The organism is Anabaena sp. FACHB-83 (assembly GCF_014697485.1).
Lineage (GTDB): Bacteria > Cyanobacteriota > Cyanobacteriia > Cyanobacteriales > Nostocaceae > Nostoc_B.
Genome location: NZ_JACJRY010000056.1, coordinates 1 through 18,124 on the forward strand (window position 1 = coordinate 1; position 18,124 = coordinate 18,124).

Annotated in this window: 20 protein-coding genes; 15 read left to right on the top strand and 5 right to left on the bottom strand. The window is 41.6% G+C overall.

Features of this window, described 5'->3' with window-relative positions; translation table 11 throughout:
• Positions 1–140 precede the first annotated feature (140 nt).
• From H6G79_RS31815 to H6G79_RS31825, 3 genes are all read right to left on the bottom strand, one after another.
• Positions 141–1,091 carry a hypothetical protein gene (locus tag H6G79_RS31815; RefSeq protein ID WP_190595177.1) on the bottom strand — a complete coding sequence of 317 codons (951 nt, stop codon included), beginning with the start codon at positions 1,089–1,091 and terminating at the stop codon, positions 141–143.
• 123 nt (positions 1,092–1,214) lie between these two features.
• Positions 1,215–1,748, bottom strand: coding sequence for a helix-turn-helix transcriptional regulator (locus H6G79_RS36415; RefSeq protein ID WP_199334147.1), 534 nt, complete (start codon positions 1,746–1,748; stop codon positions 1,215–1,217).
• Entirely contained in the window at positions 1,738–1,959 is a 222-nt protein-coding gene (locus H6G79_RS31825; protein WP_199338589.1) for a helix-turn-helix transcriptional regulator, read from the bottom strand. Before H6G79_RS31825 ends, H6G79_RS36415 begins: the two co-directional genes overlap by 11 nt.
• 232 nt (positions 1,960–2,191) lie before the next feature.
• On the opposite strand from H6G79_RS31825, the gene H6G79_RS31830 reads away from it, so the two are divergent.
• From H6G79_RS31830 to H6G79_RS31895, 15 genes are all read left to right on the top strand, one after another.
• Positions 2,192–4,291, top strand: coding sequence for an AAA-like domain-containing protein (locus tag H6G79_RS31830; RefSeq protein WP_190595179.1), 2,100 nt, complete (start codon positions 2,192–2,194; stop codon positions 4,289–4,291).
• On the top strand, positions 4,257–6,707 hold the full coding sequence (locus tag H6G79_RS36420) for a CHASE2 domain-containing protein (protein ID WP_199334148.1): 2,451 nt from the start codon (positions 4,257–4,259) through the stop codon (positions 6,705–6,707). The genes H6G79_RS31830 and H6G79_RS36420 overlap by 35 nt, the downstream gene beginning before the upstream one ends.
• Before the next feature lie 262 nt (positions 6,708–6,969).
• Positions 6,970–7,104, top strand: a complete 135-nt coding sequence (locus H6G79_RS37545; RefSeq protein ID WP_277877387.1) for a hypothetical protein — start codon at positions 6,970–6,972, stop codon at positions 7,102–7,104.
• 99 nt (positions 7,105–7,203) lie between these two features.
• Positions 7,204–7,527: a helix-turn-helix transcriptional regulator gene (locus H6G79_RS31840; RefSeq protein ID WP_191049397.1), complete on the top strand. Its 324-nt coding sequence runs from the start codon at positions 7,204–7,206 to the stop codon at positions 7,525–7,527.
• A gap of 305 nt (positions 7,528–7,832) precedes the next feature.
• On the top strand, positions 7,833–8,768 hold the full coding sequence (locus tag H6G79_RS31845; RefSeq protein WP_190595181.1) for a hypothetical protein: 936 nt from the start codon (positions 7,833–7,835) through the stop codon (positions 8,766–8,768).
• A gap of 135 nt (positions 8,769–8,903) precedes the next feature.
• On the top strand, positions 8,904–9,227 hold the full coding sequence (locus tag H6G79_RS31850; RefSeq protein WP_190595182.1) for a hypothetical protein: 324 nt from the start codon (positions 8,904–8,906) through the stop codon (positions 9,225–9,227).
• Positions 9,217–9,417, top strand: a complete 201-nt coding sequence (locus H6G79_RS31855; RefSeq protein WP_242048672.1) for a hypothetical protein — start codon at positions 9,217–9,219, stop codon at positions 9,415–9,417. The genes H6G79_RS31850 and H6G79_RS31855 overlap by 11 nt, the downstream gene beginning before the upstream one ends.
• A 24-nt stretch (positions 9,418–9,441) precedes the next feature.
• Positions 9,442–9,639 carry a hypothetical protein gene (locus H6G79_RS31860; RefSeq protein WP_190595183.1) on the top strand — a complete coding sequence of 66 codons (198 nt, stop codon included), beginning with the start codon at positions 9,442–9,444 and terminating at the stop codon, positions 9,637–9,639.
• A gap of 114 nt (positions 9,640–9,753) precedes the next feature.
• Positions 9,754–10,566, top strand: coding sequence for a hypothetical protein (locus H6G79_RS31865; protein ID WP_190595190.1), 813 nt, complete (start codon positions 9,754–9,756; stop codon positions 10,564–10,566).
• A 110-nt stretch (positions 10,567–10,676) separates the two neighbouring features.
• Positions 10,677–10,877 (top strand): hypothetical protein, encoded by a 201-nt coding sequence (locus H6G79_RS31870; RefSeq protein ID WP_190595184.1) that lies wholly within the window; start codon positions 10,677–10,679, stop codon positions 10,875–10,877.
• A 73-nt stretch (positions 10,878–10,950) separates the two neighbouring features.
• Positions 10,951–11,205, top strand: a complete 255-nt coding sequence (locus tag H6G79_RS31875) for a hypothetical protein (RefSeq protein ID WP_190595185.1) — start codon at positions 10,951–10,953, stop codon at positions 11,203–11,205.
• Positions 11,202–11,660: a DUF1392 domain-containing protein gene (locus H6G79_RS31880; protein ID WP_190595186.1), complete on the top strand. Its 459-nt coding sequence runs from the start codon at positions 11,202–11,204 to the stop codon at positions 11,658–11,660. Before H6G79_RS31875 ends, H6G79_RS31880 begins: the two co-directional genes overlap by 4 nt.
• A gap of 41 nt (positions 11,661–11,701) precedes the next feature.
• Complete coding sequence (locus H6G79_RS31885) at positions 11,702–12,460, top strand: hypothetical protein (protein WP_191049398.1); 759 nt, start codon at positions 11,702–11,704, stop codon at positions 12,458–12,460.
• Between the two features lie 115 nt (positions 12,461–12,575).
• Entirely contained in the window at positions 12,576–15,755 is a 3,180-nt protein-coding gene (locus H6G79_RS31890) for a plasmid replication protein, CyRepA1 family (RefSeq protein ID WP_191049399.1), read from the top strand.
• A gap of 397 nt (positions 15,756–16,152) precedes the next feature.
• A complete protein-coding gene (locus H6G79_RS31895) occupies positions 16,153–16,944 on the top strand; it encodes a PEP-CTERM sorting domain-containing protein (protein WP_190595031.1) in 792 nt (263 codons plus the stop codon).
• Positions 16,945–17,043: 99 nt separating this feature from the next.
• Here H6G79_RS31895 and H6G79_RS31900 read toward each other — a convergent pair whose 3' ends face one another.
• Both H6G79_RS31900 and H6G79_RS31905 read right to left on the bottom strand, forming a co-directional pair.
• Positions 17,044–17,466 (bottom strand): type II toxin-antitoxin system VapC family toxin, encoded by a 423-nt coding sequence (locus H6G79_RS31900; RefSeq protein WP_190595030.1) that lies wholly within the window; start codon positions 17,464–17,466, stop codon positions 17,044–17,046.
• A 27-nt stretch (positions 17,467–17,493) separates the two neighbouring features.
• Positions 17,494–17,868, bottom strand: coding sequence for a hypothetical protein (locus tag H6G79_RS31905; RefSeq protein WP_190595029.1), 375 nt, complete (start codon positions 17,866–17,868; stop codon positions 17,494–17,496).
• Positions 17,869–18,124: the final 256 nt, after the last annotated feature.

The following is an 18,124-nucleotide window of genomic DNA, read 5'->3' on the forward strand; positions in this document are numbered from 1 at the left end:
TTTTTTGAAGATGTGCTGCAACTATTTTTTCTCGAAGATCGACAGAGTATGACTTCATTTAGAGGTATTTATATTTTAATTTATTGTACCTCATAACAGACGCAAGTGCTGTATATTGTCGAGTTTTTTTACACTTTAGATCAATCCGCAACCCAGTACTCTTGCTCAATCACACTCAACAGCTTCTTCTCTACATCAGTCAAATACGGTCGCTTCACTTCCCCCAAATACTTCAACACAGCTTTTGCAGCTTCTTCCAAGTTTTCACTCTCCCGCAACCGCATGATGCGATCGCACACCTCCTGCATCTGCTGACATTCATCAGGCAAATAATCGAACGACTTCAAATGCTGCACCCCAACCGTCAACTCGCCATCCCAAGTTTTCAGCGTACAGCTAAACTCCCCCACATGAGTAACGATGCACCAGCAACCACCTTTGCCTCTGAGGTCTGGGTTATCCTTTGCGAGAATTTGGCAGACTTCGCCAACACGGTAAGTATTCGGTACTTTAGTCCGTTCCATGATGCGCTGCACCACATCTTTAACGATGCGACCGGATGGGACTTTGCCACCGGCTTCTTTTACTGCGGTTTGCCAAACCTCCTGCTGCTGTTGGGGTTCTAGTGTTATTAAAGGGCGAACTTGGCGTTCATTTGTTGGCAAAATTTGGGAACCATTGGTTCCCATTTCATCTGGTTCTTCATTTTGGGAACCATTGGTTCCCATTTTTATATTGTCTACTACCAAAGAAGCAGCTATTAAATAATTGACATGGCGGTGAGTATAACTAAACCTGTCCTTGCAATATTCTTCAAATGTGCGATGGGTAGAACGATAGAGCCTGCGATCGCGGAGTTCTGCCAATGCCTTGCCTGCCTCAAAAAATGCTCTTTCTACCTTTCGTTCCAGATGCAGGCGATCGCGGAGTTCATCGTCTGTTAACTCAGGGATTTCAATAGCCGTGACAGTGATAGTTGCGGTGGCAGGATGTTCTAAATCAAAAGTATCTTTCTTAGAATTAACCGATGATATGTTATCGGTAGATTGGGCAGAGATGGATTTTTTACGCTTACGGGGTGGGGTGTTCATGCTTCCACCTCTTTTGTTTTAGTAGCACTTGCTCAAAATCGATTTAGAGAGAATTTGAGCTTTATAGATAGTTCTAATTACACCCAGGGAAGAGATAAAACATCAATCCCTGAGTATTTACATTCAAACTTGTCTACCTTCCATATCATCTTCTTCCCAGATGATTTCGATTAAATCATCTAGCTTTCTTAACCCAAAGTATTTACATAGTGTCGTGACGGTATGGTTATCTATACGGTCAAAATGGCTACGGTAAAGCTTCCCTACAGTTGTGGGACTAAGCCCGGTTTCAGCTGCTAGGGTTTTTTGATCTAATCCTCTGGACTTCATTAACTCTGGTAGTTTTGTTTTGAGACAACATTGTTCTAGAGGCGGTGTCATCCAGGCCTCAATTTCAGACTCAGTTAGACCTACAGTTGCCAGTATAAACTCCCATTCGCTTTTAACCGAGAAATGACGGAAATACCACAACTTAGGGTGTTGATTCCTTTTGCTGAAATTACAAGTGTGACAAGCTGTGACAGTAAAACGATCGCTTTTTGTAATTGACTTTGGAATAAAGTGATCCAAAAGCAGTCGATTGCTAGAACCACAATAAATACAAACTTTATCTATCTTCCCAACCTTAGTTTTAGTAGAGTCAGGATTACTCCTCATTTTTCTGCTCCTGGACTGGTATCCACTTGAGCAAAATATCTGGCTGTATTCCGTAGCGAGTACAAATCGCATCCATAACATCTCTAGCAGGATACTGAGCGGAATTATTATACAGATTATATGCAGTAGTTCGACTGATCCCAGTCTCGTGCCAAAACTGATAAACACTTATTCCTCTGCTATCAACAAATTCCTTAATCCGATTTCTCATGGGCATACTTGCACTGCCACTACCTCATATTCATAATTAACTATTATTGCAAGCTAGTTAATCCTATTGTAAATCATTGATAGTATAACTTTAACTAAAAATTTAAAGTGCTTTTATACCTATAAAACTGAGTCTAATATCACTGTATTCAGTATACTTAGTAATATTTATGACTAATATGCCTAAAGCTGCTCAATTTAACCTCAACCAAACTTAAAGCAATTCATACACTGTGAAAAAAATCCTGATTTTGTCGGCTAATCCTAAAGATTCAAGTAGACTACGCCTGGATGAAGAAGCTAGAGAAATCCAGGCAGGATTAGAACGTGCCAAAATTAGAGAGCAGTTTGAAATTATCACTAAGTGGGCAGTGCGTCCTGACGATTTACGTCGCGCCCTTCTAGATCACAATCCTGAGATTATTCATTTTTCTGGGCATGGAGGAGGAGATCAAGGTTTAGCTCTAGAAGATAATGCCGGGAATATGCAACTAGTGAGTAGCGAGGCACTATCAACGCTATTTTCTTTATTTCACGGGATTGAGTGTGTATTATTAAATGCCTGTTATAGTCAGGCGCAAGCAGAAGCAATTTCCCAGCATATTAATTATGTTGTGGGTATGAGTCAAGCAATAGGAGATCGGGCGGCTATTAAGTTTGCATTGGGATTTTATGATGCCCTTGGTGCAGGAAGATCATATCAGGATGCTTACAAATTTGGTTGTGTATCTATTGCTTTAGAAAATATTCCAGAATCAGCAACCCCAGTTCTCAAGTATCGGGATAATCCAGTTAATACTGAGCCAGCAGCACAGGCTAAACGTGTCTTCATCAGTTATAAGCGTAATGTAGCTCCCGATGAACTAATAGCTCTACAAGTTTTCCAAGCACTAACACGACAGCATCAAGTATTTATTGACCAAACGATGCTAGTAGGTACACATTGGGTCGAACGTATTGAAACAGAAATCCGCCAAGCAGATTTTCTGATTACCTTCTTGTCAGCACAGTCAGTTCATAGCGAGATGGTGGAGTCAGAAATTAAAATGGCGCATAATTTAGCGCAATTCCCAGGAGGCAAACCTGTAATTCTTCCAGTGCGGATAGCATATCGGGAGCCATTTCAGTATCCTTTGAGTGCTTATTTAAATAATATTAACTGGGCATTTTGGCAGGGGATGGAAGATACACCACATCTGATTGCAGAGTTGAATCAGGCTATCTCTGGCGGTCAGTTGAGTATAGGTGCAGTACAAGCAAAAGCAGACATTCTCCAAAATCAACCCACACCACTGCCCCGACCTTTTCCTTCAGCACAACCAGTTTCGCTGGAAATGCCAGAAGGGACAATGGATTGTGAATCTAAATTTTACGTGGAACGCTCATCAGATGCAATTACTCTAGACGCAATTAAGCGGCAGGGGGTGACTATTACTATTAAAGGCCCCCGACAGATGGGCAAAAGTTCGTTATTAATTCGTACTACTAATGCTGCTGTCACAGCAGGTAAGCAGGTCGCGTTTCTTGATTTTCAATTATTTGACAAATCCACTTTAAATAATGCTGACAGCTTTTTTAAGCAGTTTTGCTCTTGGCTAACTGATGAACTAGAAATGGCAGATAAAGTAGATGAGTATTGGCAGATGCCTTTGGGTAATAGCCAACGTTGTACTCGCTATGTAGGTCGCTATCTGCTAAAAGAGTTGGGTCAGCCTTTAGTGTTAGCAATGGATGAAGTGGAAAGTGTTTTCGATAGCGAATTTCGTTCAGATTTCTTTGGAATGCTGCGAAGTTGGCACAATAGCCGTGCAACGACTCCCATCTGGAAAAAGCTAGATTTAGCTTTGGTAACATCCACTGAACCCTATCAGTTAATTGATAATCTCAACCAATCACCTTTTAATGTGGGGGTGGTTATTGATTTAGAAGATTTTACAGCCCAGCAGGTTGCCGATCTCAACCATCGTCATGGTTCACCCCTAAACTTCAACGAAGAACAGCAATTAATAGCATTACTGAGTGGACATCCTTATTTAATTAGACTGGCACTTTACTGGGTTGCAAGTAGGCGACTATCAAATGATGAGCTTTTTGCTAGTGCTACTGCGGATAATGGCCCGTTTGGTAATCATTTGCGTAATCATCTTTTTAGGTTGCATAACAAAACTGAATTAATTAAAGGGATGCTGCAAGTGATTCACCAGAACACCTGTGAGGATGAGCGAGTTTTCTTTCGTCTGCGGGGTGCAGGTCTGGTGCATCGTCAAGGGCGAGTAGTGATGCCTCGTTGTCAACTTTATGCAAAGTATTTCCGGGAGAACCTGCGTGACTGAACCAAACGTTTACACTGTTGGCGGAACTGTGCAGGCTGGTGGCGGGATTTATATTCCGCGTCAGGCAGATATAGAGTTGTTGAATTTATGCCGAACAGGAACTTTTGCCTATGTTCTCACACCGCGTCAGATGGGCAAGTCTAGTTTAATGGTACGTACGGCAGAAAGCCTTGTCCAAGAAGGAGTTACTTCAGTCATTGTTGACCTGCAAGAGTTGGGGACGCAAGTTACAGCCGAACAATGGTATTTCGGCTTCTTGGTGAACTTGGAAGACAAACTCATGCTAGATACAGATGTGGTCAGTTGGTGGCAAACACACACACATCTTGGAGTCTCACAAAGGCTAACATTGTTTTTCGAGCAAGTTTTGCTGGCTGAGGTAGAAGGACAAGTAGTAATTTTTGTCGATGAAATCGACTCCACACTCAGCTTAAACTTTACTGATGATTTTTTTATCGCAATTCGCTATCTCTATACTTCAAGAGCAACAAATCCTGAGCTTCAACGCCTCTCATTTGTGTTATTAGGGGTAGCAACTCCTGGGGATTTAATTCGGGATGCCAAACGTACACCATTTAATATTGGACAACGTGTAGATTTGACTGATTTTACTTTTGAGGAAGCCCTACCCTTAGCAAATGGGTTGGGTGTAGAGAAGGATGAAGCACAGGAAGTGTTGCGGTGGGTTTTGAAGTGGACAGGGGGACATCCTTACTTAACACAGCGTCTTTGCCGCAGTATAAAAGATATAGGCAAGAGTAAATGGTCTGAATCCGAAGTAGATCGCGTAGTACACAACATATTTTTTGATTTAGCAAGTAAGCAAGATAGCAACTTACAGTTTGTACGCGATATGCTAATTAAAAGGTCGCCTAATCTATTCGCTGTTTTGAGTACTTACAAAGAGATTCTTCTTGAAGAAGATATTATTTATGATGAAGAACAATCATTAATTAAGTCTCACTTGAAGCTAACTGGTATTGTACGCACTCATAAAGGTAGATTATTTGTAAGCAACCTCATATACAGCAAAGTTTTTAATTATAAGTGGCTGAAAGAAAATTTGCCTTCAAGTTTTAAGGAATTGAAAGCACAAACAGTGGTTTTGACAAGCTTGGTTATAACTCTTTTGAGTCTTGTAATGCGACAGTTGGGCGTACTACAATCTTGGGAGTTAAAAGCTTATGACCAAATGTTGCGATCGCGTCCTCCAGAACAGCCAGATTCGCGACTATTAATAGTTACAATTACGGAAGAAGATTTAGCCAAATTTAAATGGCCATTATCTGATGCCACAATCAATCAGTTATTAACTAAACTTGAATCTTATCAACCCCGCGTTATTGGTCTAAATATTTATCTCTCAGATCAAAAAAATCTTGCGGCTGGAATTGCTAATAAAAAAAACATTATCGCTACTTGTTTATTAAGCAGTCAAGGTAGATTAGAAATTTCGCCACCGCCAAATTTTCCTCTCGATAATGTTGGTTATAACGATTTACTTTCTGATAATCAGGAAGACCAAATTGTTCGCCGGAGTTTATTATTTGCCGAACCGACTAATAGCCATAAATGTATCACGCAATTTTCCTTTGCTGGTTTAATGGCGATTATTTATTTAGAAAAACAAGGGATAAATGTAGATTTTACAGAAAAAACTTTTCGTCTTGGTAACACCACTTTTCCTATCCTCTCAGCTAATTCTGGTAGTTATGTTGGAACAGATGCGGCTGGTTATCAAATATTATTAAATTATCGCCATCCCGATCGCCTGGCTCAAGCAGTTACTCTTTCACAAGTCCTCAACAATCAAGTTAATCCCAACTGGGTCAAAGATAAGTTAGTAATTATTGGCACTACTGCTGCTAGTGTTCATCCTGGTGTGTATACGCCATACAGTGCTTCCCAAAATCAACCAGCAAGAATGTCAACTGTGTTTATTCATGCACAAATAGCCAGCCAAATTCTCAGTACAGTTCTGGATGGCAGACCATTGATTTGGTATTGGCCTGAATGGGGCGTATTTTTATGGATATGGTGTTGGTCTTTAATAGGCAGTGTATTAGCATGGCGGCTGAAACGTCTTTTTATCGTGGTAGTCACAGGAGGATTTTTGCTCGTATGTTTAATTTCAAGCTGCTCAATGTTCATGCTACAGGCTGGTTGGATACCTTTAATTCCGGCAGCATTGTCATTGGTAGGTACAATTGTAAGTCTAGCAGCATCCCAATTGGCGTTGCAGAGGCAACAGCGACTCAAAATTAGTAAGTTACTCATTAATAAACTCGAAATCGCTTGTAAGTTGAGAGGAGAGGACATGACGAATGTGGTAGCACGACTAATCACTGAATACATTGAACATAATGAAGTGCCTGCTAATATAACTAATCAAAAGTCTCAAGAGCGAAAAGATTAACAGTCTAACCAATTAACTTTGCTGGATTAAAACATTTCACCTCATTATCAGTAAAATTTAAAAATCCTTCTCTGTTTATTAGAAATTTTCCGTTCGTTATCAAACCAGATTATACAATTATTAAATAGATTAATACTTTCCACTGCGAGTATTAGCCCCCCTGCGATCACTACTAGTAAAACCATACTTCAGTTTAAACATGGCTTGATGCAAATCACTGCAAGAATTAGCCCCCCTGCGATCGATCGCCACCTGTAAAACCATGCTTCAGTTCAAAAACGGCTTGATGTTTCAGAGTGTGGGTATTAGTTGCGCCTGCGATCGCTGTTTATGGAGCTTTGCAGATATTTATCAGAAAATTTCAGCCATACTTGCGATCGCTTTTAAACAAACTTGAGGCTCTTTCAAAACTAACTTTCTTGGTCATGGCAAACGAGCAATCACTACTCTAGCGATCGCTTACCTACATTGACGTAAACTATGGTAGACATTTAGAATGAGTTTGTCAACCGTGGTAGGCAGCAAGGAAATCCAAATAATGGCCGTAGATATTGATGACGTGGCTTACGTCCGGTGGAATTCCGAAAAAATTGCCACAGTCAAAGCTGCAATGCAACAACATAATAATATGTCTGTAAGAGAGTTGGCACAAGCATTACAGGCGATGAATGTTTCCTGTAGCCATCAAAATCTTAGTAAGCTTTTAAACGGTAAATACTCAATTATTTCTTTAGAAATAGCTCGTGGTATTAGTGAAACTTTATCTATACCTGTCAAAGAACTAGTAAAAATTTATGCTTTTTCTGTCTACAATGGTTGACCGTGGCAACCAAGGTAGACTAGTATATTAATTGTGAAGCAAGAGAAGAATTACTAATAACGGAAAAACGCTCAATCCTGAAAAATTCGATAACAAAAGTGGCTACTTAAACTCTTTCTTCACAATTTACGCTCATAGCCACTGGCTTTGAGCAAAAAATATAAAGCTACGCTTAGTCTGATTGAGAACGTTGTGCTAAACCACAACGTTTATCTAAACATAAATACAAAAGCAAAAGGCGACCGCCCTAGTCTCGCAAACTCAGAGATCGCCTTTTGTACCACTTATTCATGGAGATTCCCATCATGCCACAGATCACCCCCGCCCAGCAACTGCCCGTCCGTTGCGCCCTACCGCACCTCAAAAGAATTGCTGCCCCCGACGAACAAGCGATTGCTCAAGAAGAACTGAACCAGTATGTTGCGGAGCAAGCCCAAGCGATCGCTCCAGAAGAATTAGCAATCAAAGAAATCAACCCCCACCATTTTGAGATTTTGGCTGGTAAACAGCTAATCGCGTACATCAGCTACGACAGCAGTGAATTTGTCACTCAGCCTTGGGTAGTGATGATTAGCGGTAACGAAATCTTCCGACACAACACCCAAGCCCAATGCCACCGTTTCATTGAATGGCATCACAAAGACAATACACTCCCAACACAGCTACCAGCCCCAATCGATTACCCAGAACTCCCTACAATTACAGAAATCTCCTTCTACGACCAAGAAGCTTCTGTTGACGGTCAACTGGTGGCAAGTGTGAGCTTTGACCAGAACAACTACCAAGATTTGTACTGGCGAGTGCTGGTGAACGACATTGAGATTTTCCGGGACACTACACCTGAGCGATGCCACAGTTACGTCAAGCAGCAGTACCAGCAAGGCACATTACCAGTGCAAGCCCAGTTTGAAGAACCATGCACCACAGGTAATGAAATCATGGTACAGATTTTCAATGCTTGTGAACAGCACGGTTTGGAACTGCTCGATGACGGCATTTACCAAGATGACAAGAAATTGGGTGAAGTTGGGTTTACAGACGGTCACTGGTGGTTCATCCGGGCTGCTTCAGAAGGGCAGAAGGTAGCGTGTGAATCGGTGGATGAGGCTGTGCGATTGCTGTTGGTGGTTGAAGCTGGGGATTGGGAGGACTTGTTAGATAAGCCATTCGACCAACTCAGTCAACAGGAATGGCGGCTTTTGATGGAGTCTGAGCCAGTGCGGGAATTGGTTGCGGCGTAGAGAAAGAGTGGGCTTTTATACCCACTAACTTTATCCAATGATTTACCAGTTCCAAATATAACCACCTGCAATTGGGGCAAGCCTCAGTAATTGTGTCCCAATTGCTCACCCATCCCTTCAACCATCAACAAATTTATGCAACCCACAATATCCATCCCTAAACACTGGGAATACCCCAGATTCGCATTCGGGCAGCGTACTCAGCAGGGAATAGTCATCGGCTTAGAGTACAAACCTGCTAATACGCAATTAGCCTACGAGTACGGTAATTCTTGGCGTTATACCGTACTTCCTGACAAACATTCAGATGAAGTTCGCCATTACTCTGATGACCAGATTCAAACGCTTTCCATTGCAGAAATACAAGCGGAATTACAAGCAGAAATCGAAGAACATCAACAGCAAATCAAAGTACTTCAGCAGCAATTGACGGCAATTGGAGGTTTTGATGATGCCTAAAGTTTTCGATCCTTACATTGAGAGAACTGCTGCTAGATTGCTGCGATCGCTGCGTGGTTCTGGTGGTTCTATACCTCTACATCGTGTTCAGTTTTCACAGACTATCATTCAGCATTTGTTGGACAAAAAGCAGGTGCAAATCAAGAACACCGGACATGGATTTGTACTGTCAGTCATCAAGAAGTTTTAGTTCCAGACAGAAGGAGCAAAATCAATGGATTTACCAGATTTATTGCTATTAGTTGAATCTGCAAAATATCTGATATCTCAGATTGAACTACACCCAGATTATCAAGCACTTGATTATCATCCTGATCTAACAGTGGGTGACGCTCAAACAGCACTATCGTATTTGAAATGTGAACTAGAAGATAATCAACAGCCTTCAGTTGTTTTCGAGAGTGTTGATTAGGAAAGAGCAATCGCCTCAATGAGTGCTTATGTTGGGGCGATTGCTAGTGGCAGAAAATTTAGTTTTGCTAGAGAAGCTTCATTATTACACAATCCATCAAGTTCAGAGGACAAAATGAATACTGAAATCAAACTAGGCTTTTGCAATCCACCAGAACCAGTTTATCTTTATGTCAAAAATGGGGAATCAAGCGGCGAATCATTTCTTTGGTATCACTTTAATATTGAGCAAGATAAAACCATTCCAGTTCAACAACGTGGGTTAATAGGTTATTTATCTGAACTAAGAGTAACAACCAAAGAATTCAAGAAGAAGGAAAACATTAAGCTAGACATTGTTGTGGCAGCAGATGAAGTTTATATCATCCGAACTGGAATAGAAACCAATTTTGCCAAAACATTTTTATTATCAGCATCGCTTGTACAAGACTTTTCTAAACCCTTGATTATTGCTGTTACTGCTGGCGAAGAAAATACGGTGTTCTGTCGATTATACGATGCCACAACTAAAGTCAGAATCCGTCGTGAATGGAATGCAAATGCTGACTGGGGTGCAATCATTACCGAAATTCAATCTCGTCTTGGAACATCTTCATCTGTTCCCTTAACACCAGAACAACCACCGCATCCTCAAGATTTGCGAGTGAAGCAGATACGGACTTTGTTGAATTATCCCCTTGATTTGGTCAAAGAATATTTGCAGTTTCAAGATGTGGATCGTCCAAGTTTACTTCCTCCTGCCAAGATTAATTCTCTCGTAAAAACCATGTGTTTGGCATGGGCGGCTGACAAGTTTGAAAACCCTAACGATGCTGAATCTTCGTATCAAAAACAAGTGATTGACGCGATCGCAAGTGGGGCTGATGAAGTGACAGCTATCAAGATTTGGATGCAGCAGTTAACAACAGTAAAAGCAGGGGTGGCTTGAAATAAAAAAGGCAAGGGGCAGGAATGAGAATATTTGCCCCTAACATTCCATATCCTGCACCCACGCTTTTTGGTTTTTCCCTACATCAATGAATTACAAGAGATTATCTCATGAAAGTCATCGTCACAGTAGTTGAAAAAGTTACAAGCGAAGCTCACATCAATATTCCAGATGGGCTATCAAGAGAAGTTATTAAGCAGCAAATAGTAGACCTTTACAACAGTGGTCAAATGCAAACTGATTTAAATATTTTTCAGGTTGATTTTGAATCAATTAGCGCACGGATTGTTAGCGAAGTTCAAGCAACATAAACAACCTAATATTCTCACAACACTTTTTCTCTTGGTCAGATGAAAAGTTGGAGGTAATGAGGAGCAAAGCGACATGACTAAAACTTTGACTAAACCAGAAAATTATACCTGCCATCAAATCGCCAGTATTCTTTCGCTGAATTTATTAACTGTTCGCCATTGGATTCAAAGAGGTTGGCTCAAGGCAAATCAAAGTTGTCCCAAATACTATCAGGTGAAACCGGGAAATCTCAAACAGTTTTTAGAAAACCCTCCACATCAAATCAAACAACGCATTGCATCTTTAGATTCCGAAGCCATTAATTATTTGTTGGGTAAAACAGTATGACAGAACAAATCACAGATTTAGAAAGATGTTGGTTTCTCTCACCACCTTGGGGACAAGCTATTCCACCTGTTGAAGTCAATGTGTTAGAGAAAGTTTACCTCAAACCCAATAGGACATTCGGCTACTGTTTGGGTGTGCAGTGGTATGGCGATTGCTGGAATTACATTATTGAGATCAAAAATGATTTCATTTATGTAACTAAACATCAAATTATTGCCACGGGTAATATACAACCCAGAACTGTGAAAAAACCTTCTTTCGTGTTGGGAGAGCGCGTACTGTTGAAAATTCCCAATCACGGCACAAAGCAAAGGTTAATTCTGGGGATTGAGTTAATCGAGAAGTCCTGGTTCTATCTGGTGGAATTGGCATTACCTACTTTTGAACAACCACTCATCACCACCAATCGCTTTTCTTTGGTGCGGGAAGAAGACTTAGTGCGGGTGAATGTCTAAGTCCACACTCAACACTTTTTACTCATCACACAAATAAAACTATGTCACAGATTGAAGTCGCCCAAATTATTGAACAGATTAAACAAGAAATAGAAGTTGACGCATCAGGTAAAACCAAAGCCAGCGTCAGAGCAACTGCAAGACTGGCTGGAGTAGACCACACTGCAATTATCAATCATCTCCAAAGTGGTGAACTAAAACCCACCAAATTAGCTCAAATGCTTATGGGGCAAGGATTTAATGCTGGTGAAATAAAAGAGTGGCGTACTGAAGGCATTCCCGACAAAGCGATCGCAATCATTTTAGAATACTACGCTCATGAAGCCGGAAGATACTGCACTAAACAAGCAAGACTTGTATGCCGTTCATTCAACACCATTGGTATTCGAGCCTGGATTCAAGAAAAGTTGGGTTGGACAAAACCTGTAGCAGCTGATGAAACTGCCATGACCCAGATACAGTTACTTGCCGCAATTGCACAACAGATGGCCGAGCAAGAACAACGTCTATTGCAACAAGAACAACGCCAAAACGAAATTCTCTCCCGGCTTAAAGATGTTGAAATTGAACAAGACCGCTTCAATACCCCCTCCGGTCACAAGTACAGTATCGTTGGTTTCGCTAATCTCCAAGGATTAGAAATCTCAGCCAAAGAAGCGAGTGCAAAGGGAAAGAAGGCCAGTGCTTTGTGCCGTAAACAAAACATCGAAATTGAACGCATTCATGACCCCAGATTTGGCAGAGTCGGGTTGTACCCCGAAAGCATTTTGATTGATGTGTTTTCTTCGGGACAAAACTAATCCAGCGTTGCAATGACACCTGTTTAGTTCAAAGTAATTAGCTCTGTAACAAACATCCTAAAGCGGTATCGGGCTATACCGCTTACTTTTTCATGCGTCTATTTATGGAGAGGATATGGCCATAACAACAAATCTTGAATCTCATCACTTACAAGAATGGCTCAACAGTGGCGTTGATGAAGAACTGATTGCTTTGAATGTGAGATCGCTCTTTGGCACAACACCCTACGACTACCTTTTATACAGCGACAAAATCTCCCGCCGCAACGACGGACGATTGCGGGACAGGGACTTGAAGAAATACCAACACATTGAATTGGGCGGTTGGTGGTGTAACGGCGTTGACCCACTGAGCAATTATGAACAAATGCTCTGGGGTTGTTTCAAGCCCGACAAACCCCGCAGAGATTCACAGAAAATCCACAAATTCATCAAGTATGAGCATCCTTACAGGGAGCAAACACGCGCTTTCTTTTTACAAGTCACCAAGAAGATTTGGGTGAAAGTCTCAAACCGTTGCGGTATTCCCATCACTGACGAGGATTTACAGCATCCCGGTGGGTTCTGGCGTTGGGTTTGGAAGAACAATGTAGCAGTCGTAATTGTCGAAGGGGCGAAGAAGGCCGCTTGTTTGTTGAGTGCGGGTTATGCTGCGATCGCTATCCCTGGAGTAAACGCTGGCTACCGAACTCCTTATGATGACTACGGGACTGCTACTGGTAAACCTTCCTTGATTCCCGACCTGAAACATTTCGCAACAACAGGCAGACAAGTTAACATTTGCTTTGACAACGATACCAAACCTGAGACTGTTCAACGAGTGCGAACCGCTATCAGTCGTATGGGGCGACTGTTGATAAACGAAGGCTGTCAGCTGCGAGTGATTGACCTGCCAGGAACCGAAAAAGGCGTTGATGATTTTGTTGTAGCTCATGGTGAGGCGGCTTTTCACTCACTGTACAATACAGCCGACACCTTGGAGTTATGGGAAATCAAGCTGTTTACTCTGCTCACATATCCTCCAGCAATCGCACTTAACCAGCGATTCTTGGGTGGACTGATTGCACCCGAAGGCGAGAAGTTGATTGTTTTGAAAGCTCCCAAGGGAACAGGTAAAACCGAGTGGTTATCTCAAGAGGTAGCCAAGGCACATGACCAGGGGCGTAAGGTATTGATTATTACCCATCGCATACAACTGGGTGAGGCTTTGTGCGATCGCTTCGGCGTTGATTATGTGTCAGAAATCCATACATCCGACACAGGCGGTTTACTTGGCTTCGGTGTTTGCGTGGACTCGTTGCACAAAGATAGCCAAGCGCGATTCAACCCCAACGACTGGTCAAACGATGTCATTATTATTGATGAATGCGACCAAGTTTTCTGGCATTTGCTTCACTCTACTACTGATGTGGCCAAGCGGCGGGTAGCGATACTGCGAAATTTCAAGCAACTGGTACAGAATGTTTTGGGTAGCGAACACGGTAAAATCTATCTGTCTTCTGCCGATGCCTCAGATACCGATGTCAAATACATTCTTTCTCTGGCAGGAGAATACCGAGTTAACCCGTTTGTGATCGTAAATAATTATCAGCCAGTGTCTGGCAAGTGCTACAACTATTCTGGTAGCAATCCAAAGAATTTGATTGCAGCGTTAGATAAGGCGATCGCTGCTGGCGGACATCATTTATTATGTTGTTCTGCCCAGAAGGCCAAATCCAAATGGGGTACTCAAGCCCTTGAACAAAGATTTAAACAGAAATTTCCTCACCTGCGGATTTTGAGAATTGACAGCCATTCAGTTTTAGATCCGAAACACCCGGCTTATGAGTGTATTGCCCATCTCAACGAAATTCTCACGCAGTACGATTTAGTTATTGCTTCGCCCAGCCTGGAAACAGGTGTGTCTATCGACATTCGAGGTCATTTTGATTCGGTTTGGGGGATATTTCAGGGAGTTCAGCCTGTGGATTCTGTACGGCAGATGTTAGCACGGTTAAGAGAAACTGTTGACCGTCACATCTGGGTTAGTCGGTATGGGATGGGGACTGTGGGCAATGGTTCAACTTCGATGGGTGGATTGTTGCGGAGTCAGGATATTGCAACCCAGGCTAATATCGCTCTGTTGTCTGCGGCTGATAATGATGATTACTCGTTCATTGACCAAAATTTCCAGCCCGAATCATTGCAGACTTGGGGTAAGCGAGGTGCGGTCATTAACGTGGAAATGCGCCGTTATGAGGAATTTGTGCTGAAGGGTTTGGCGGCTGATGGCTACACCGTGATTGATGCTGATGATTCCGACCCTGATGAAACCAAGGAAGTTGTTAAAGAGGTGAAAGCAGCTTCCAAGGAATTATATTCTGGTCAATGCTTGGGGGTTTCTGAATCTGATGATGTTTCTGATGCCGAACTGAAGAAATTGCAGGAGAAGCGGGTGAAGACGCAAGAAGAACGGTATCAACAGCGTAAGGGTGAGTTATCCCGGCGTTACGAAGTTGAAGTGACACCCGAATTGGTTGAGAAGGACGATGACGGCTGGTATCCCCAACTGCGGCTGCACTATTACTTGACTGTGGGACGGCAGTTTTTGACCAGCAGGGATAGCAAACGGGTTAAGGGTTTGGCTGAAGCTGGGGAGAATTCGATTTGGAAACCAGATTTTAACAAAGGGCAGATGTTGTCTTCTGTGCGGTTGCTGGAAGAACTGAAGCTGTTGCAGTTGCTTACTTCTGGGGAGCAGTTGCGGGGATCTGATGAGCAGATGCAGGAGTTTAAGGCTCACGCGCTACAGCATCGGTACTTGATCAAGAATTATTTGAACGTGACTATTTCGGAGAAGTTGACACCTGTGGCGATCGCACAGAAGTTATTGAATAAAATTGACCTGCGGCTATCGTATGTTGGTCGGTTGGGGCCGAGGGGTAAACGAGAGTGTGTTTATAAGTTCGTTGCGGCTGATGATGGGCGTTCCGGGATTTTCTCTAGGTGGTTAAGTCGGGAGTTGGTGTCAGTCACTCCTAATATAGATTTAACAACATCAATCACTGACACAACCCCACTCCCCAGTAATGAGGATATGGAGGGACAGGAAGCTTCTTGGTGGCAGCAGGTTAAATCTTATGTTGCTGGGTTGAGGGAAAGGGTAGAGTCTGGTGTGGATGCAGTCAAAGAATTCCTTTCCACTCTCACTTTGGACGAGCGTTGGGGGGTGATGGTTGCGTTTGAAGAGGCGCAGCCGCAGTTGTTCTCTCAATTGGTGGCTGAGGCTCCCGATTGGGTGCAGTGGATGGCGTAGGTTGTAAGTTCGGGAAGATCGCACCAGCTTAATGCAATAATCCCTACGTTTATGGAGACAAAGGTAGGAATACCGTTACCGCAGATGTTCATGCTTGGTTCGAGTGGGCAAGGCGGCAGAGAATCGCGCTGACGATTTCAGGTCAGGAGATGATGCGGTGGTTTGCGGGTGCAGACATGAACTGCTTCAAGAAAATGGCTATGGCTATTCCTTTGAAGAAATAATCAAGAATAAAAATATCCATACAAGTTCTTCATTTAAACTTCAGATAAATGCCTCCGTAAATTTACTATGATAATTTTGTATTTATCAGTAGTTTTAAAGTGGACTGCTGTTTAATACAAAAAAAATAAATCCTCAGCCAGCAATTTATATTATTTAAACAGAGAATAAAACAATGAAAACTACAATAAAAGTTGTTGGTATACTAGTCGGCAGTAGCTTACTTATTTCTAGTCCAGTACAAGCAGTAGATTTAGATTTTAGTACTAATCCTTCTTCTTGGACTACTTTTGGAGATGTGTACTTTTCTAGCTCTACAGAAGCACTTTTGTCAACAGATGCAAACGCGGATGATGACTTTCAGTTAGGTGCAATCAATGGACAATTCAATTTTTCAGGACAGCCTGCAAGAGAAGTTGGTTTTGTTAGCCCTAACTTAACTGAGTTCTTGGGAATTAATGCAGATGCACTAGATATAAATGGTGTTGCTTTTGAAGGTTCGGCTATTAAGCAGACTATTAATGTACAAGCAGGCCAATATTTAACGTTTCAGTGGAACTTTTTGACAAACGAAAATTCTTCTTTAGTTAGTGGAAGTAATCGCGGTTCGCTGAACGATTACAGTTTCTTTTTGGTAAATGACCAAATCCAGAGACTAGGAAATATTGATGATGCACAAGTATCTAATCCTAATTTTCCCCTTTCGTTTGCTCAAGAAACTGGAATTAAAACTTTTCAATACACTTTTAATAATTCTGGGAGATATACAATAGCTTTTGGAGTAGTTGACGTAGATGATTTCACTGTCTCATCTGCTCTTTCTGTGAGCAATGTTGTTCTGGAACGTAAGCCAACTGGTGAACCTGTACCTGAACCCAGTTCTGTTTTAGGAATTATTATAGCTCTAGGTTTCGGTGCTTTATCTAGAAAAACTCAGAATAGCAAAAATAATAATAATCAAGTTTGATAAACTTTTTCTACTTTTAGCGATCGCTCGATATTTTTTAAGTAGGTAACAGATAGTGGTTTATACGTTTATCTCACTAACCTACTTAGTTTACCAATTTTAAGGAACTGACCAATCTACAATTTTTAAATTAGGAACTTTTTGAAAATCTTTAAAGTTGCGCGTCACAACTGTAGCATTTAAAGAAAGTGCAATGGCTGCAATTCTTAAATCTTGTGTACCAACACGAATTTTTTGTTTTAATAATTCGTTATACGTATCAAATGCAGCTTCATTAAAATCAAGAATCTTAGCTTGACTTAACAGATTAAATGTTTCTTTTAACAAAGCATAAGCTGTAACTGATTCTTGTTTTGATTTGGCGCGGTTAATTACATCTAAACGACCATACATTTGCTCAACAATAGTTATTACTGTGACTGCAATTTCCGCAGGACTGACAGAACTTACTTTACTAACCACTACTGGATGATCTCGTTGTAGTAGTGAAACATGGTCAGTATCAAGTACCCATTTTGTCATCTGATTTTTACCTATGCAAGTATGCTCTTACTCTTGCGGAAAAGTATCTTCTGTAGATTTATCTATTTCTTGTCGATAGTTCTCTATAGCTGCAAGCATTTGCTCGAATTGTGGGTCATCTTTAAAAACTCCAGCCATTGCTAACCAGGGGTTTTTTTGTTCATGAGATGGCACTTTTACAGATAAAGAAACAATTTCTGCACCAGCTAGATGGCTTTCTAAGCGTTGCTGAATTTGAGTTAATGCTGTTGTGCGATCGCTTGCTTCTACTCGTAGTTCGGGTAATCCTGGTACAATAGCCACTGTTCTACCATCAGCTTCTTGCTTGACAATAACATTTACTACAACTTCGTTATTGTCTTGGCTTCTATTTGGTGATGTTGCAGATGAAAAGGAATTCATAGCATTTTTTTCAGTTTATGCTCTTTCATTGTAAATGAATCAGCAGAAGTACCGGGTTTAAAATGGTGATCGCTTTCATTCTCCACAAACACAAAATGGCGATCGCCTATATTCCCCGTAAGTACAAAACGCGATCGCATTCTAGGCTCACCAAGCTTTAATCATGCGATCGCAATACTGGAAAAATAAGCGATCGCACTTTCTCTTAAAAAAGCGGCGCACCCATTAACTCAAAATCAGGTAGCGATCATAGATC

What these genes read in the sequence shown, in the direction of transcription:
- H6G79_RS31815 (WP_190595177.1), bottom strand. Translation starts at nt 1,091, where the DNA reads ATGAACACCCCACCCCGTAAGCGTAAAAAATCCATCTCTGCCCAATCT.
- H6G79_RS36415 (WP_199334147.1), bottom strand. Translation starts at nt 1,748, where the DNA reads ATGAGGAGTAATCCTGACTCTACTAAAACTAAGGTTGGGAAGATAGAT.
- H6G79_RS31825 (WP_199338589.1), bottom strand. Translation starts at nt 1,959, where the DNA reads ATGAGAAATCGGATTAAGGAATTTGTTGATAGCAGAGGAATAAGTGTT.
- H6G79_RS36420 (WP_199334148.1), top strand. Translation starts at nt 4,257, where the DNA reads ATGCAAAGTATTTCCGGGAGAACCTGCGTGACTGAACCAAACGTTTAC.
- H6G79_RS37545 (WP_277877387.1), top strand. Translation starts at nt 6,970, where the DNA reads ATGCTTCAGTTCAAAAACGGCTTGATGTTTCAGAGTGTGGGTATTAGT.
- H6G79_RS31840 (WP_191049397.1), top strand. Translation starts at nt 7,204, where the DNA reads ATGAGTTTGTCAACCGTGGTAGGCAGCAAGGAAATCCAAATAATGGCC.
- H6G79_RS31845 (WP_190595181.1), top strand. Translation starts at nt 7,833, where the DNA reads ATGCCACAGATCACCCCCGCCCAGCAACTGCCCGTCCGTTGCGCCCTA.
- H6G79_RS31850 (WP_190595182.1), top strand. Translation starts at nt 8,904, where the DNA reads ATGCAACCCACAATATCCATCCCTAAACACTGGGAATACCCCAGATTC.
- H6G79_RS31855 (WP_242048672.1), top strand. Translation starts at nt 9,217, where the DNA reads ATGATGCCTAAAGTTTTCGATCCTTACATTGAGAGAACTGCTGCTAGA.
- H6G79_RS31860 (WP_190595183.1), top strand. Translation starts at nt 9,442, where the DNA reads ATGGATTTACCAGATTTATTGCTATTAGTTGAATCTGCAAAATATCTG.
- H6G79_RS31865 (WP_190595190.1), top strand. Translation starts at nt 9,754, where the DNA reads ATGAATACTGAAATCAAACTAGGCTTTTGCAATCCACCAGAACCAGTT.
- H6G79_RS31870 (WP_190595184.1), top strand. Translation starts at nt 10,677, where the DNA reads ATGAAAGTCATCGTCACAGTAGTTGAAAAAGTTACAAGCGAAGCTCAC.
- H6G79_RS31875 (WP_190595185.1), top strand. Translation starts at nt 10,951, where the DNA reads ATGACTAAAACTTTGACTAAACCAGAAAATTATACCTGCCATCAAATC.
- H6G79_RS31880 (WP_190595186.1), top strand. Translation starts at nt 11,202, where the DNA reads ATGACAGAACAAATCACAGATTTAGAAAGATGTTGGTTTCTCTCACCA.
- H6G79_RS31885 (WP_191049398.1), top strand. Translation starts at nt 11,702, where the DNA reads ATGTCACAGATTGAAGTCGCCCAAATTATTGAACAGATTAAACAAGAA.
- H6G79_RS31890 (WP_191049399.1), top strand. Translation starts at nt 12,576, where the DNA reads ATGGCCATAACAACAAATCTTGAATCTCATCACTTACAAGAATGGCTC.
- H6G79_RS31895 (WP_190595031.1), top strand. Translation starts at nt 16,153, where the DNA reads ATGAAAACTACAATAAAAGTTGTTGGTATACTAGTCGGCAGTAGCTTA.
- H6G79_RS31900 (WP_190595030.1), bottom strand. Translation starts at nt 17,466, where the DNA reads ATGACAAAATGGGTACTTGATACTGACCATGTTTCACTACTACAACGA.
- H6G79_RS31905 (WP_190595029.1), bottom strand. Translation starts at nt 17,868, where the DNA reads ATGAATTCCTTTTCATCTGCAACATCACCAAATAGAAGCCAAGACAAT.